Consider the following 14,390-nt stretch of genomic DNA (forward strand, 5'->3'; position numbering starts at 1 on the left):
GTTTCCTTTTACTTCAATACACTCAAATCCAGATATGAGGCGGCGCTTTGCGCTTTCTCGTGGTCCGGAACGTTCAAACGGGGAATCTGCCCAAGCAAAGGCGCATTAAGGCGCGTACGCAGGGCATGAATATTTTCATCGAGGTACAGCATGGATGGATCAACGGTATTGGCAACCCAGCCGCATAGCGTCAGGCCGCGTGCCCTGATGGCCTCTGCGGTAAGCAGGGCATGGTTGATACAGCCCAGGCGCATGCCAACCACCATGATGACAGGCAGATCCAGCGCCTGTGCCAGGTCGGCGGTCGTTACGTCATCATTCAGCGGCACACAAAAACCACCTACTCCTTCGACCACAACAGCATCTGCCTGCGCACACAATTGCTGATAGCAATCCAGTATATGTGGCAGGGTAATATCCACTTTTTCCAGTTCAGCCACGATATGCGGCGCAGCAGGTGCCTGCATCAGGTAAGGGCAAACCAGTTCCTGCGGCGCAAGGACATTGCTTGCCACCATCAGGCTATCTACATCTTCGTTATGCCACACACCATCCTGCAAGCTGGCACCGGCAGCAACCGGCTTCATACCGACGGCGCGCAAACCCTGTGCCTGCATCGCATGCAACAGGGCAGCGCTGACCAGGGTCTTGCCGATTTCTGTATCTGTGCCGGTCACGAACAGACAACGATGCTGAGGCTGAGGCTGAGGCACATGATGATGATGCAGTTGGCCAGACATCAGGCGACCTCTGCAAAGCATTGGGCAACATAACTCATCTGATCAAGGCGATTGATCGCCTGCACCAGTTGCAATACCTGTACTTCCGTATGCGCGGCCGACAGGGTCACACGCAAACGCGCTGTTCCTACCGGTACGGTAGGCGGGCGTATTGCGCCTACCCACAGGCCCTGGTCCATCAGATTGCCGGCAACCCTTAACATGTCGGCATTGTCACCAATGACGACCGGCTGTATCGCGGTATCAGAAGGCATGCCCTGCCAGACTTGCAGGTGCAGGCCGTTGCGGAACAGGGCTATCAGTTTTTGTAAATGGGCACGTCTCTGCTGGCCTTCTTCACCCGAAATGATGTCGATGCTGGTCAGCAGCGCATGCGCCAGAGCCGGCGCCGCCGCCGTGGTATAGATATAGGCACGGGCCCGCTGCACCAGCCATTCAATGACGGTGGAGTGTGCGGCAACAAAAGCCCCCCCCACACCGGCAGCCTTGCCCAGCGTACCCATGTACACCAGATTGGGTGAGCTGATCTGCAAATGTTCGAGCACGCCACGACCATGTTCACCCAATACCCCAAAGCCATGTGCATCATCAACGATAAGCCAGGCATCATACTGTTCGCAGATTGCCAGCAGCGGTGCCAGTTCAGCAATATTGCCATCCATGCTGAAAACACTGTCGGTAACCACCACCCTGTGCTTGGTCTTGCATTGTTGCAGCATGCGTTCCAGCGCGGTGTAATCACGATGCGGGAATACCTGCACCGCAGCACGTGATAAACGCGCACCATCGATCAGGGATGCATGATTCAGTGCTTCAGAAAATACCGTCGTATCCTTGTTGATGGCCAGCGCCGTGATGACAGCCAGGTTGGCCATATAGCCGGTACAGAAATACAGGGCGCGTGCGTTCTCAATATACGGTGACACAAATTCTGCCAGGCGTTCTTCCAGCACGGCATGGGCACGGCTATGGCCGCTGATCAGGTGCGAGGCACCACTACCCACGCCATACAGGGATGCACCTTCCTGCAAGGCCTCTGCCAGCTTGGGATGGGCGGCCAGGCCCAGGTAATCATTGCTGCAAAACGCCAGCAAATCACGACCATCAGCACGCAGGCTGGGGGCGGACGGTGTTTCTACCGTACGACGCTGACGCAATAAATGCTTTTGATCCAGTACGTCGAGTTCTTGCTGGAGGCCCTGCACCAGCGACCGGCGCTGACTGGCGATACGTATATTGTTGGAAGCATTACCAACTGTAGTTCCATTCTTGATGACATCTGTCATGCCATTACCTCTTCAAATACTTGTCTGGTCTTGCGTGCCAGCAAACTCATTTCATCCTGTTCAAGGATGTAGGGCGGCATCATATAGACCGTGCGACCTATGGGTCGCATTAATAATTCATGTTTCAATGCCGTCGTAAAAAACCGGCGTGAAAATGTCGCTGCGCGTTCTGCATCATCCACTACCGCATCAAAGGCAATGATCATGCCTTGCTGGCGGAAGTGACGCACACGGGCATCATTTTTTATATCAGCAAAAGCCGCATTCAGAAATTCAGCCTTGGCACGGTTCTTTTGCAAAACCTTGTCATCTTCAAAAATCGCCAGGGTCGCCAGCGCCGCACGACATGCCAGCGGATTACCGGTGTAAGAGTGCGAATGCAAAAAGCCGCGCCGCACATCGGCATCATAAAAAGCCTGGTACACAGTATCCGTCGTCATTACCAGCGACAAGGGTAGATAACCACCGCTGATGCCTTTGGACAGGCACAAAAAGTCTGGCCATATCTGTGCCGATTCACAGGCGAAGAAGGTGCCGGTACGGCCACAGCCTACCGCTATTTCATCCGCGATCAGATGTACCTGATACTGGTCACACAGCTCGCGCAAACGCTTCAGGTACACCGGGTCATGCATGGCCATGCCGGTGGCGCATTGCACCAGCGGTTCGATGATGACGGCAGCAATTTTGCCTGCTCTTTCCTGCAATTTTGCTTCCAGTGCGGCGGCAGCGCGCAAGGCGACATCAGCCGCGGTTTCACCCGCTTCGGCCAGGCGCGCATCGGGCGATGCCACCACATGGGCACGCTGCAACATGGGGCCATAAGCTTCGCGGAACAGACTGACATCCGTCACCGCCAGCGCGCCCACGGTTTCACCATGATAGCTGCCCTGTATGCAAATGAATTCCTGCTTGTCTGTCTGGCCGCCATTGCGCCATGCATGGAAGCTCATCTTCAGTGCAATCTCGACTGCCGATGCACCGTCAGACGCATAAAAACAATGGCCGAGCGCATGATTGCTCAGCGCGGCCAGCTTTTCTGATAGCTCAATGACAGGCGCATGGGTGAACCCGGCCAGCATTGCATGTTCGAGCTTGTCGAGCTGGTCTTTCAGTTCGGCATTGATACGCGGATTGGCATGACCAAACAGATTCACCCACCAGGAGCTGATGGCATCCAGGTAACGCTTGCCTTCCATATCAAACAGCCATGCACCACGACCATGGCTGACGGGTATCAGCGGCACGGTTTCATGATGCTGCATCTGGGTGCACGGATGCCATACATGTTGCAGGCTGCGTGCTACCCAGTCATTTTGTTGATTCAAATTTATTCCCGACACATTTATTCTACTAAGCAAACTACTGACTAATGACTACGGACTAATGACTAATGACTACTGACTACTGACTACTGACTACTGACTACTGACTACTGACTACTGACTACTGACTACCAACTACTACATACGGTCTCAAGCCTGGGACTGTATAAGTTTCAAATGATTTTCTATATGCATGACATGGGCTTTGGCAAATTCTGTCTTGCTCAAACTACCATAAGCAAAATGCGGCTTGATTTCGCCTGCATACTGTTCAAATTTTTGTAATGCAGTGATCACCATGTCGATGGCTGCATTGGTATCGCCACTCTCGGCGATGGCTGGTGCACCTGGTATGGGTTCACTCAAATTATGCGTCATCGCACCAGCGACTGAAAAAGCATAGAACGCCACCGCACCGGCGGTGTGCTGGAAAGTTGGCGATTTCATTTCCGGGTAACCGGTCATCGAATACTCTATGCTTTGAGCCAGATGCACAAACACCTTATGTGGCGACCAGCCGCTGACGCTGACCAGCGTGCCCGATTTCAAGGCAGTCAAACGCGCCTGCATCTTAGCCACAGTGGTAATCACCACAGTCGATTTGCGATAACTGGCCACACCGGCAACAGCAAGCAGGGACGTGGCAAGACCGGTCAACAAGACTCTTCTTTTTTTCATGTTTGCTTTGTCTCCACTTTCCTGCCCACGTTTCAAAAACTATATCAGCCAGTCCGGCTTACGCTTCTCCAAGAAGGAGCGTACACCTTCACGGCCTTCATCTGAAGCCCGTATCTGCGCGATACCTTCTACCGTTGCCGCAATCAGTACCGGTGTCAATTCCCGACTGGCAACATCCTGCACCAGGCGTTTGGCCTGTCTGACCGCATTCGGGCTATTGCTGACCAGGGCCTTGACGATCTCGGCCACTTTGGCATCCAGCGACTCTGCCGTCGCCAGTTCATGTACAAAACCGGTGCGATGCGCTTCTGTCGCCGTAAACCGCTCGGCAGTGATGAAATACCGGCGCGCCGCACTTTCACCCATGGCCTTGATGACATACGGCGAAATCGTCGCCGGTATAAGGCCCAACTTGACTTCACTAAGGCAAAAATGGGCCGTATCCACACTGACAGCCACATCGCAGGCAGCCACCAGACCCATGCCACCGGCATAACAATCACCTTGCACTTTGGCAACAACCGGCTTGCTACAGCGATAAATGGTGTGCAACATGTCTGCCAGTTGACCGGCATCCGCGAGGTTTTCCTCATGGGTGTAATCGGCCATCTTTTTCATCCAGTTCAGGTCTGCCCCCGCACAAAAAGCAGGACCATTCGCGGCCAGCACAATAGCACGAATGCTGTCGTCCTTATCCAAATCGCGAAAAACCCGGGTGATTTCTGCAATGGTAGTTTCATTAAAAGCATTGCGTACGTCAGGGCGGTTCAGTGTCACCGTTGCCACCCGATTTGCAATTTCGATATGTAAAGTTTCCATTTTTGCCTGTTTTTCAGTAAAAGCTGGCGGCTTGCTTATTTCTTTAAAGGTACGCACGCAGCACCATTCACTGTACGGTTGGTCATAGGGACAACCATCATTCTTTTCAAATCCGTTGCATCAACCATACGTAAATGGCAACTACTCCTGCCCGTTTCACTATCCAGCACATAGGTGTGATCAGCCCTTGGGAAAAAACTGAAATTGACTTTACATGAGGAATTGCCTTGAACTTCATAGTAAGCAAACGTCGTCCATTTATTTGCGGCCAACTTGGTGGCAGTAATACTCACCTTCCCGGCATCATCCACCAACGACTTTGCACCGGAACAAGACTCTGCGTCATCATAAATATTTAAAATAAAACTGCTTCCTTTGGCGGCAGTAATCCTGACCGCCAGATCAGCTACTGCACCACTTTGCGGCGCTACATAAGGTCCCGTTGTTACACAGGCAGCAGACAACAAAGTCACTGCCAATAACGAGAGGATGTTTTTTATCTGAGACTTCTGAAAGCTGGCAAAACGGGAAAGATTGATCATATTGAATTATTGTTTATTTTTAAATTTCATTGCCAACAGCTTATCTGCCAGCAGCGGGAAACCCGTTTTCATCCAGAAAACGGCTGACCACAGGTTCCCATATCTTCATCCCGGATGCAAACAGGGTATGGCCATCCTTGGCAAAGGCTGGCAGCAAGGCATACTCAGCTTTGCCGCCGGCCTTCACAAAGGTGGCATGCCAGGCCTGACTATACCTGGGGCCGAAATATTGATCATTTTCGGTATAAATCCATAGCATGGGTGCCTTGGCACTGGCACCAAAAGTTTCATACATTTTTTCCAGCCTGTTTGGCTGACAGGGCTCGCCTGGACGCTCCGCCGGATTACCACCCGAACCACCAGCAAAATTGATGGCAGCCACCAAGCCTGCCGGATTTTTCGCCGCTGTCGCCACTGTGCTATAGCCACCAACCGATTGGCCGACGATCAGCACTCTGCTGGCATCAACATGGCTTTGCTTTTTTGCATACTCAAGTACGGCCAGTATTTCGGTACTGGCTGCTTCTGCCATGGGGGCATAGCTTTTGTTATTGCAGGTTCCGCTGTCTTCCGGATCGGGCGTGGTTCCCTTTTCGCCATAACCTATACGGGTAGGCTCAAACACAGCAAAACCACGCCGGACGAAATATCTGGCCTGCTGGGTATAGCGAAAACGTGGCGGCTCAGCACGATTTGTCGCGCTACGACCATGGTTCAGGATCACTACAGGAAAAGGGCCAGGTCCCGCCGGTTTGAATGCCGTAATCACCACTTCGCCGGAAATATCACGTCCATACATATCCTTCACCGCAACCGGCAAGGTGCTGACCGTTTCATTGATATCCGTTGCCCATTTGATCGCAGCTTTCGCTGGTTCTGCCTCTTCTTGCGGCATGGCAAATGCCATGGTATCCACACCTGCCAGGCACAGCAAACAAACGGTATAAAAAACGGATTTTTTAAAGATGATGGACATGGCTTGGCTCACATGTAAATTCGTGCATTTAGCCCTTGAAGTTAGGGCAAACATTATCGCCGTTGTAGCGGTCGATCGTGGGAACAGGCACCAGGGTTTTCATATCCGTTGCATCCCGCAATTTAATGCTGCATTTACCTGGCGTGGTCTGGCTATCAAGAACATAGACGTGATTAGCCTTCCCAAAAAAACTGAACTTCATAAGGCAATTTGCACCACCCAGCATTTCCATATATTGCAGGGTAGTCAGTTTCTCAGTTGCAAATTTAAACTTGGATACGCTAATCCGGTTCGTATCACTGACGATGGTCTTCTCACCTGAACATGATTCAGCATTGTCGTAGGTATTCAGGTAAAACAGGGTTCCACGTGCAGGCTGGATTCTCACCACCATTTCAGCAGTGTTTCCACTTTGCGGTTCTACATAGGGCGGCGTGGTACAAGCACCCAGGATCAAGGTGATGGCCAAAACAGACAGGGACGTAAGAGTATTTTTATTCATAAATGCTATCGCCATTTACATGCTACATGCGGAACACGCCAAACTTAACATCCGGTATCGGCGCGTTCAAAGCTGCCGACAAGCCCAGGCCCAGCACCATGCGCGTATCTGCCGGATCGATGACACCATCATCCCACAGGCGTGCTGACGCATAATAAGGATGGCCCTGGTGTTCATACTGGTCTTTGATAGGTTGCTTGAAGGCTGCTTCTTCTTCGGCTGACCATGTACCGCCCTTGCTTTCTATGCCGTCACGCTTGACTGTGGCGAGCACACTGGCAGCCTGTTCACCACCCATGACACTGATACGGGCATTAGGCCACATCCACATGAAGCGTGGCGAATAAGCGCGGCCACACATGCCATAGTTGCCTGCACCAAAACTGCCACCGATGATGACGGTGAACTTGGGTACATTCGCCGTCGCTACTGCGGTCACCATCTTGGCGCCGTTGCGGGCAATGCCTTCGTTTTCATATTTGCGCCCCACCATGAAACCGGTGATGTTTTGCAGGAAGACCAGAGGTATCTTGCGCTGGCAGCACAGCTCAATGAAATGCGCCCCCTTCAAGGCCGATTCAGAAAACAGGATGCCGTTGTTGGCGATGATGCCAACCGGCATGCCGTGGATATGCGCAAAACCGCAGACCAGGGTGGTGCCATAGCGCGCCTTGAATTCATCGAAATGGCTGCCATCGACAATGCGGGCAATCACTTCACGCACGTCAAAAGGCTTGCGGGTATCGACCGGTATCACGCCATACAGTTCAGCCGCCGGGAACTTCGGTTCTTCGACTTCTTTCATGACCACGGTTTGTGGCTTCTGGCGATTCAGATGCGAGACGATAGTGCGCGCCAGCGACAGCGCATGTGTATCATTTTGCGCCAGATGATCCACCACACCAGACAAGCGCGTATGCACGTCACCACCACCGAGGTCTTCGGCACTGACGACTTCACCGGTAGCGGCTTTCACCAGTGGTGGGCCGCCAAGGAAAATCGTGCCCTGGTTCTTGACGATGATGGATTCATCACTCATCGCTGGCACATAGGCACCACCGGCAGTACACGACCCCATGACAACCGCAATTTGCGGTATGCCCTTGGCGGACATATTGGCCTGATTGAAGAAAATGCGGCCAAAATGATCGCGGTCAGGGAAGACATCATCCTGATTCGGCAGATTCGCGCCGCCGCTATCGACCAGGTAAATACAGGGCAGGTTATTCTGTTCAGCAATCTCTTGCGCACGCAGATGCTTCTTGACCGTCAGGGGGTAATAGGTACCGCCTTTAACGGTGGCGTCGTTACAGACGATGATGCATTCCTGCCCGGCCACGCGACCGATGCCGGTGATCACACCGGCAGATGGAGCGGCATCGACATCGTTCTTTTCTTTATACATGTCGAAGGCGGCAAGCTGTGAAAACTCCAGGAAAGGCGTGCCTGCATCAAGCAGCATCTGCACGCGGTCACGCGGCAGCAGTTTGCCACGCGCCAGATGTTTCTTGCGTGCTTCGTCGCCACCACCCAGAGCGATTTTGGCGATTTTTTCTTTCAGGTCATCCACCACGGCCTGCATGGCTGCTGCATTGGCCTTGAATTCTTCAGAGCGGGGATTGAGTTTGGAATCTAAAGTTGTCATTATCTTTTTCACTTTTCTGGAAAACTGCCATCCACGTAATACCATTTGCCGTCATACCGCACAAAGCGACTGACTTCATGCAGCCTGTGCGCCTTGCCGCCTATCTTGTAACGGGCAACAAATTCAACTGTCGCCGCATCACCATCAGGCTTGAATTTCTTTACTTCCAGGCCCAGCCATCTGGTCGGGTCGTCATGCGTGATACGTTCTTTGGGGCAGGTTCTTTCATCCCAGGTGCTACGCAAATAGGCCTCGTCATTCAAGGTATAGGCGCTATAACGCGAACGCATCAGCGCTTCTGCCGTTGGTGCCACCGCTGCACCACTGATGTAAGGGCCGCAACATTGTTCAAAATTTTTATTCGAGCCACAGGGGCATGCTTTACTGCTCATTATTACTTTTTACTTTCCTTGATGGCGACTGGCGCGCCTGCTGCCTTCCATGCGGTAAAGCCACCATCAATATGGGCGACATTTTCCAGGCCCATGTCTTGCACGGTCTTTGTGGTCAAGGCACTGCGCCAGCCAGCGGCGCAAAACAGAACGAATTCTTTTTTCTCGCCGAATACAGGTTTGAAATACGGTGAATCCGGGTCAACCCAAAACTCTATCATGCCACGTGGCGCATGATAGGCACCGGGGATGACGCCCTCACGTTCCAGTTCGCGGATATCACGTACATCAACAAACTGCACATTGGCATCTGTCAGTTTGGCCAGGGCTTCAGCCACGCTATAGGTTTTGATTTCGGCATTGGCTTCGTCGACCAGTTGCTTGTAACCTTTTTTCATGCTGTCTCCGTTATTTTTAAAACTGAAACCACTCAACCAGCCAATGCTCGCCCAATCAAAATCTTTTGTATATCCGAAGTACCTTCATATATCTGGCAAACTCGTACATCACGGTAAATCCGCTCTACCGGGAAGTCGCTGACGTAGCCATAACCGCCGTGGATTTGTATCGCATCCGAGCAAACTTTTTCTGCCATTTCTGAAGCAAACAATTTTGCCATTGCTGCTTCTTTCAAACACGGCTTGCCTGCATCTTTCATGCTGGCAGCATGCCATATCAACTGACGTGCGGCTTCCAGCTGTGTCGCCATGTCTGCCAGTTTGAATTGCACGGACTGGTGCTCAAAAATCGGTTTGCCAAAACTGGTCCTGTCCTTGGCATAGGCGAGTGCTGCTTCAAAGGCTGCGCGGGCCATACCTACTGATTGCGAGGCGATGCCTATGCGTCCACCTTCCAGGCCAGACAGGGCAATCTTGTAACCCATGCCTTCTTCACCGATCAGGTTTTCAGCAGGAATGCGGCAATTCTCGAACAGGATTTGTGCCGTGTCGGAAGAATGCTGGCCCATTTTCTGCTCCAGGCTGGCGACGATATAGCCAGGAGTGCTGGTGGGCACCCAGAAGGCGCTGATGCCTTTCTTGCCTGCTTCTTTATCCGTGACAGCCATGACGATGGCGACATCAGCATACTTGCCGCTGGTGATGAATTGCTTGACGCCATTGATGACATACTGGTCGCCGTCGCGTTTTGCAGTCGTGCGTAATTCCGACGCATCACTGCCTGCGTGTGGTTCAGTCAGACAAAAAGCACCTAGCATCTCGCCCTGTGCCAATGGCGTCAGCCATTGTTTTTTTTGCGCGTCATTCGCATACATCATGGCAATGCTGCAAACCGGGCAATTATTGACGGATACCACGGTAGAGGTACCGCCATCACCGGCAGCGATTTCTTCCAGCACCAGGGCCAGCGACAGATAATCCATGCCTGCACCACCAAGTTCTTCCGGCACGGCCACACCATAGGCCCCCATTTGTGCCAGTTCTTTCAATTCTTCTGCGGGGAAGTGATGTTCCCTGTCCCAGCGCGCCGCATTGGGCACCAGACGTTCCTGGGCAAAGCTGCGCACGGCGTCGCGTATCATTTCGTGTTCTGGTGTGAGTAGCATAGTGGTTCTGTCTTCTATTTTATTGATGTGGTGCTATTGATGCAGTGCGATTGATTCAGTACCTATGACTGCTTTACCAGCCGTGTTCAGCACCCGTATATTGCAAATATTTGCCATTGTCGGCTGGTTTGAGTGCCGCCAGAGTCTGGCGTATGCCAGCCACGCTGACATCCACAGTAATTTCTGCGCCGCTGCCGCCCATATCGGTTTGTACCCAGCCCGGGTCCATGGCGACACAGATCGCTTTTTCTGTACTCAGCGATACATCCTTGAGCACAGAATTCAATGCCGTCTTGCTGGCGCGGTATAACCAGCCAGCGGGATTGCTGCGTTCACCTATCGATGCCATGCCGGAAGAAAGCACAGCCAGCCTGCCCCGGGCATGTTCTACCAGCGGCAGTACTATCGGCAATATGCGCATCGCAGCCAATACATTCGTATGCATGACGGCATCAAACTGCTGCTGATCCGGTGTGGTCAAACCCGACGTTCTTGGGCCAAACATGCCGGCATTCAGGATTGCCACATCCAGTTTTTCATCGTCCAGACGCCAGCCCAGACCGGCGCAGTCATTCAGGTTCGTCACATCCAGCGGCAAGGCTTCGCACCCCGCCGACTGCAAAGCAGCCAGATCTTCTTCCTTGCGCGCAGTAGCGATAACACGCCAGCCTGCAGCCTTGTATTGCATGGCCAGCTCCTGGCCGATACCGCGTGATGCACCGATGATTAAAGCGACTGGCATGGTTTTCCTGTTACAAATATTTGCTAATGCAGAAGGGGAAAATGACCGTCATCCCTGCGCAGGCAGGGATCCAGCGACTCTGAACGCCACTGGATTCCCGCCTGCGCGGGAATGACGTATTCAAGAATTACAGTAATTCAATCGCCAAAGCTGTTCCTTCACCACCACCAATACAAAGCGCAGCCACACCACGCTTCTTACCCTGCTTCTTCAGGGCGCCCATCAGCGTGATGATGATGCGCGCACCAGAAGCACCAATAGGATGGCCCAAAGCACATGCACCACCATGCACATTGACCTTGTCATGCGGAATATCCAGCTCCTTCATGGCTGCCATAGGCACAGTCGCAAAAGCTTCATTGATTTCAAACAGATCAACATCCGTCGTTGTCCAGCCCAGTTTTTTATACAGCTTCTGGATCGCACCAACCGGCGCGGTAGTGAACCAGCCTGGTTCCTGCGCATTGCTGGCATGGCCGAGGATTTTTGCCAGTGGCGTCAGGCCCAGTTCTTTGGCTTTCGATTCACGCATCAAGACCAGAGCAGCAGCACCATCATTGATGGATGAAGAGGAAGCAGCGGTAATCGTGCCATCTTTTTTAAAGGCTGGTTTCAGCGCAGGGATTTTATCCAGCTTGGCTTTCAAGGGGCCTTCATCCTTGTCGATGACGACATCGCCGCTGCGGCCAGATACGGTCACTGGCGCGATTTCCCATGCGAAGGAGCCATCGGCGGTTGCCGCCTGCGCACGTTTGACAGATGCAATCGCAAATGCGTCCTGGTCTTCACGGCTGAAGTTATATTTGGCTGAACAGTCTTCAGCAAAAGTACCCATGGAGCGGCCCTTGTCATACGCATCTTCCAGACCATCAAGCATCATGTGGTCATACATCATGCCATGACCGATACGGTAGCCACCACGCGCCTTGGGAATCAGGTAAGGAGCATTGGTCATGGATTCCATACCGCCAGAAACGATGACTTCATTGCTGCCTGCATTGATGGAGTCAAAGGCCATCATGGTCGCCTTCATGGCTGAGCCGCACATCTTTGACAGGGTAACGGCACCAGTAGAAACCGGCAAACCCGCAGCCAGCAAAGCCTGACGTGCAGGAGCCTGGCCCTGGCCTGCCATCAGGCAGTTGCCGAACAAGACTTCTTCTACCAGTTCTGGTTTGACACCGGCGCGTTCAACCGCAGCCCTGATGGCGACAGCGCCCAACTGACTGGCTGTCAGTGAAGAAAAATCACCCTGAAAAGCACCCATGGGGGTACGGGCTGCGCCAACGATTACGATAGGATCATTCATCTTGTTCTCCAAAAATAAAAGCAGATTGACTGCCTGACTGATGATGGCTTGTCCGTCATAAAACGGGCAAGCACAAAGCTTCTAAGTTGTACTGCTGATCTGATTGCAAAAGCGGATTTCCTGCGGATATGGAAACACGTCATCCACCTTGCCATCGACAATACGCTTCTTGCGTGCCTGCCAGTATTCGGCGGTCAGCAAATCAGCGTGATGCTTCATAAAATATTGTTTGACGTTTTTGTTCCCCAGCAGGAAAGTACCAAATTGCTCAGGGAAAACATCATTTCTGGCAATCGGATACCAGGGCTCGGCAGACATTTCATCTTCTTCATTGCGCGGCAAAGGTATGGTGCGGAAATTGCAGTCAGTGATGTATTCGATTTCATCATAGTCATAAAAGACGACACGGCCATGACGGGTGACGCCAAAATTCTTGTACAACATGTCACCGGGGAAGATATTCGCTGCCACCAGGTCCTTGATGGCACTGCCATATTCTTTCAAACCATGTTCCATGGCTGCCATGTCACCACTTTGTTCGGCTTCAGTCAGCCAGATATTCAAAGGTGTCATGCGGCGTTCTATGTACAGATGCTTGATGACGACTTCATCATCATTAACTTCCAGCAGCGACGGTGCATATTGCCTGATCTCTGCCAGCAGTTCTTCTGAAAAGCGCGCACGTGGAAAAGCCACATCTGAATATTCCAGCGTATCCGCCATGCGGCCTACGCGGTCGTGGTTCTTCACCAGCAGGTATTTTTCCTTGATCAAGGCCTTGGTGGTTTCCTTGGGTGGCGGGAAGCTGTCCTTGATCAGTTTGAATACATACGGAAAAGACGGCAGTGCAAACACCAGCATCACCAGACCACGTATACCGGGTGCAGCTTCTATGCGGTCAGATGAATATTTGAGGTGATGCAAAAAATCACGGTAAAACAGATTCTTGCCATGTTTTTGCAGACCTATCATGGTGTAGATTTCACTACGCGGCTTCTTCGGCAGGATGCTGCGTATGAATTGTACATAGGCCGATGGCACTTCCATGTCCACCATGAAATAGGCACGCGTGAAAGAAAACAGGACGGTAATCAGCATGGTGTCAAAGATCACCGTATCGAGCACCAGTTCGCCCTTGCGTTTGTGCATGACGGGCACCACAAACGGGTATTCACGATTGCCGTTAATGCCTTTGCCTATAATGTAGGCAGATTTGTTGCGGTAGAACAGACTGGCCAATACCTGTATCTGATGATTCGGTTCCAGCTTGGCGGGGCCAAAGTTTTCACGCAGGCGCGCTTCCACCAGCGCCACATCGCGGTCCAGATCTTCAAACCTGGCGTTCAACTGGAAATTGGTGACGATGCGCTTGATGGTGAAGTTCAGGCCATCCGTCGCCGGGTAATACACGCGATAACTCGGTGGCGTATCTTCACTTTCCAGATATTCGGTCGAGGTAGCCGGGCGCACAAAGATAAAATCATTGTGATAATAGTTTCTGTGCAGCAGTTTGGTACAGACCGTATTAAAAAAAGTCTCTGCCAGTTCAGGGCGCAGATGATCGATCAGCATGCCCATGTAATGCAGTTTGACTTCGCGCCAGACTTCGTCGCTGAGGTCTTCTTCTGCATATTCATCTTCCAGTGCCTGCACGCATTCACGCACGCGGGTATCGTAATAGCCTATACGTTCGCGGGCGGCGATTTGCGCCGCTTTCCAGTCCCCCGTTTCAAATTGCTGCTTTGCTCTTTGGCTACTGGCCCTGAACAAGTGGTAATGCTTGTCAAAGCCATCGAGTATCGTCCTGGCGATATCAAAGGCAATTTGTGAAGATAACAACTTGGGGAAATGGGTATTGGGCATGGTCGGC

General features: G+C 52.2%; 15 protein-coding genes. All 15 read right to left on the minus strand.

The genetic code is table 11. The annotated features are described in order from the left end of the window. Positions 1-8: 8 nt before the first annotated feature. The 15 genes from bioD to aceK all read right to left on the minus strand — a co-directional run bounded on the left by bioD (position 9) and on the right by aceK (position 14,383). Positions 9-740 carry a dethiobiotin synthase gene (gene bioD / locus ACO0LK_RS18755; protein WP_422977697.1) on the minus strand — a complete coding sequence of 244 codons (732 nt, stop codon included), beginning with the start codon at positions 738-740 and terminating at the stop codon, positions 9-11. After that, on the minus strand, positions 740-2,026 hold the full coding sequence (gene bioF / locus ACO0LK_RS18760; RefSeq protein ID WP_422977699.1) for an 8-amino-7-oxononanoate synthase: 1,287 nt from the start codon (positions 2,024-2,026) through the stop codon (positions 740-742). The genes bioD and bioF overlap by 1 nt, the downstream gene beginning before the upstream one ends. Beyond that, positions 2,023-3,360, minus strand: coding sequence for an adenosylmethionine--8-amino-7-oxononanoate transaminase (bioA, locus tag ACO0LK_RS18765; RefSeq protein WP_422977773.1), 1,338 nt, complete (start codon positions 3,358-3,360; stop codon positions 2,023-2,025). The genes bioF and bioA overlap by 4 nt, the downstream gene beginning before the upstream one ends. 141 nt (positions 3,361-3,501) lie before the next feature. Beyond that, positions 3,502-4,029, minus strand: coding sequence for a DUF1569 domain-containing protein (locus ACO0LK_RS18770; protein ID WP_422977701.1), 528 nt, complete (start codon positions 4,027-4,029; stop codon positions 3,502-3,504). Between the two features lie 39 nt (positions 4,030-4,068). Further along, the gene (locus tag ACO0LK_RS18775; protein ID WP_422977703.1) at positions 4,069-4,848 is read right to left on the minus strand and encodes an enoyl-CoA hydratase/isomerase family protein; all 780 of its coding nucleotides are present in this window, start codon (positions 4,846-4,848) and stop codon (positions 4,069-4,071) included. Between the two features lie 35 nt (positions 4,849-4,883). After that, a complete protein-coding gene (locus ACO0LK_RS18780; RefSeq protein WP_422977705.1) occupies positions 4,884-5,390 on the minus strand; it encodes a hypothetical protein in 507 nt (168 codons plus the stop codon). A gap of 40 nt (positions 5,391-5,430) precedes the next feature. Next, entirely contained in the window at positions 5,431-6,366 is a 936-nt protein-coding gene (locus tag ACO0LK_RS18785) for an alpha/beta hydrolase family protein (RefSeq protein WP_422977707.1), read from the minus strand. 28 nt (positions 6,367-6,394) lie between these two features. After that, a complete protein-coding gene (locus tag ACO0LK_RS18790; RefSeq protein ID WP_422977709.1) occupies positions 6,395-6,868 on the minus strand; it encodes a hypothetical protein in 474 nt (157 codons plus the stop codon). Positions 6,869-6,890: 22 nt separating this feature from the next. Continuing rightward, positions 6,891-8,513 (minus strand): carboxyl transferase domain-containing protein, encoded by a 1,623-nt coding sequence (locus tag ACO0LK_RS18795; RefSeq protein ID WP_422977711.1) that lies wholly within the window; start codon positions 8,511-8,513, stop codon positions 6,891-6,893. Between the two features lie 8 nt (positions 8,514-8,521). Beyond that, positions 8,522-8,905, minus strand: a complete 384-nt coding sequence (locus tag ACO0LK_RS18800; protein ID WP_422977713.1) for a YchJ family protein — start codon at positions 8,903-8,905, stop codon at positions 8,522-8,524. Between the two features lie 2 nt (positions 8,906-8,907). Beyond that, on the minus strand, positions 8,908-9,303 hold the full coding sequence (locus ACO0LK_RS18805) for a rhodanese-like domain-containing protein (protein WP_422977715.1): 396 nt from the start codon (positions 9,301-9,303) through the stop codon (positions 8,908-8,910). A gap of 32 nt (positions 9,304-9,335) precedes the next feature. Then, positions 9,336-10,469, minus strand: coding sequence for an acyl-CoA dehydrogenase family protein (locus ACO0LK_RS18810; RefSeq protein WP_422977717.1), 1,134 nt, complete (start codon positions 10,467-10,469; stop codon positions 9,336-9,338). 73 nt (positions 10,470-10,542) lie between these two features. Beyond that, complete coding sequence (locus tag ACO0LK_RS18815; protein ID WP_422977719.1) at positions 10,543-11,211, minus strand: SDR family oxidoreductase; 669 nt, start codon at positions 11,209-11,211, stop codon at positions 10,543-10,545. Positions 11,212-11,338: 127 nt separating this feature from the next. Further along, positions 11,339-12,520 carry an acetyl-CoA C-acetyltransferase gene (locus ACO0LK_RS18820; protein WP_422977721.1) on the minus strand — a complete coding sequence of 394 codons (1,182 nt, stop codon included), beginning with the start codon at positions 12,518-12,520 and terminating at the stop codon, positions 11,339-11,341. Between the two features lie 81 nt (positions 12,521-12,601). After that, on the minus strand, positions 12,602-14,383 hold the full coding sequence (gene aceK / locus ACO0LK_RS18825; protein ID WP_186949471.1) for a bifunctional isocitrate dehydrogenase kinase/phosphatase: 1,782 nt from the start codon (positions 14,381-14,383) through the stop codon (positions 12,602-12,604). Positions 14,384-14,390: the final 7 nt, after the last annotated feature.

The organism is Undibacterium sp. Ji49W (assembly GCF_049340205.1).
In the GTDB taxonomy this organism is placed as follows: domain Bacteria; phylum Pseudomonadota; class Gammaproteobacteria; order Burkholderiales; family Burkholderiaceae_D; genus Undibacterium.

Bases quoted from the DNA above. Each gene is read 5' to 3' on its own strand.
- bioD (WP_422977697.1), bottom strand. From the start codon at position 740: ATGTCTGGCCAACTGCATCATCATCATGTGCCTCAGCCTCAGCCTCAG.
- bioF (WP_422977699.1), bottom strand. From the start codon at position 2,026: ATGACAGATGTCATCAAGAATGGAACTACAGTTGGTAATGCTTCCAAC.
- ACO0LK_RS18770 (WP_422977701.1), bottom strand. From the start codon at position 4,029: ATGAAAAAAAGAAGAGTCTTGTTGACCGGTCTTGCCACGTCCCTGCTT.
- ACO0LK_RS18775 (WP_422977703.1), bottom strand. From the start codon at position 4,848: ATGGAAACTTTACATATCGAAATTGCAAATCGGGTGGCAACGGTGACA.
- ACO0LK_RS18780 (WP_422977705.1), bottom strand. From the start codon at position 5,390: ATGATCAATCTTTCCCGTTTTGCCAGCTTTCAGAAGTCTCAGATAAAA.
- ACO0LK_RS18785 (WP_422977707.1), bottom strand. From the start codon at position 6,366: ATGTCCATCATCTTTAAAAAATCCGTTTTTTATACCGTTTGTTTGCTG.
- ACO0LK_RS18790 (WP_422977709.1), bottom strand. From the start codon at position 6,868: ATGAATAAAAATACTCTTACGTCCCTGTCTGTTTTGGCCATCACCTTG.
- ACO0LK_RS18795 (WP_422977711.1), bottom strand. From the start codon at position 8,513: ATGACAACTTTAGATTCCAAACTCAATCCCCGCTCTGAAGAATTCAAG.
- ACO0LK_RS18800 (WP_422977713.1), bottom strand. From the start codon at position 8,905: ATGAGCAGTAAAGCATGCCCCTGTGGCTCGAATAAAAATTTTGAACAA.
- ACO0LK_RS18805 (WP_422977715.1), bottom strand. From the start codon at position 9,303: ATGAAAAAAGGTTACAAGCAACTGGTCGACGAAGCCAATGCCGAAATC.
- ACO0LK_RS18810 (WP_422977717.1), bottom strand. From the start codon at position 10,469: ATGCTACTCACACCAGAACACGAAATGATACGCGACGCCGTGCGCAGC.
- ACO0LK_RS18815 (WP_422977719.1), bottom strand. From the start codon at position 11,211: ATGCCAGTCGCTTTAATCATCGGTGCATCACGCGGTATCGGCCAGGAG.
- ACO0LK_RS18820 (WP_422977721.1), bottom strand. From the start codon at position 12,520: ATGAATGATCCTATCGTAATCGTTGGCGCAGCCCGTACCCCCATGGGT.
- aceK (WP_186949471.1), bottom strand. From the start codon at position 14,383: ATGCCCAATACCCATTTCCCCAAGTTGTTATCTTCACAAATTGCCTTT.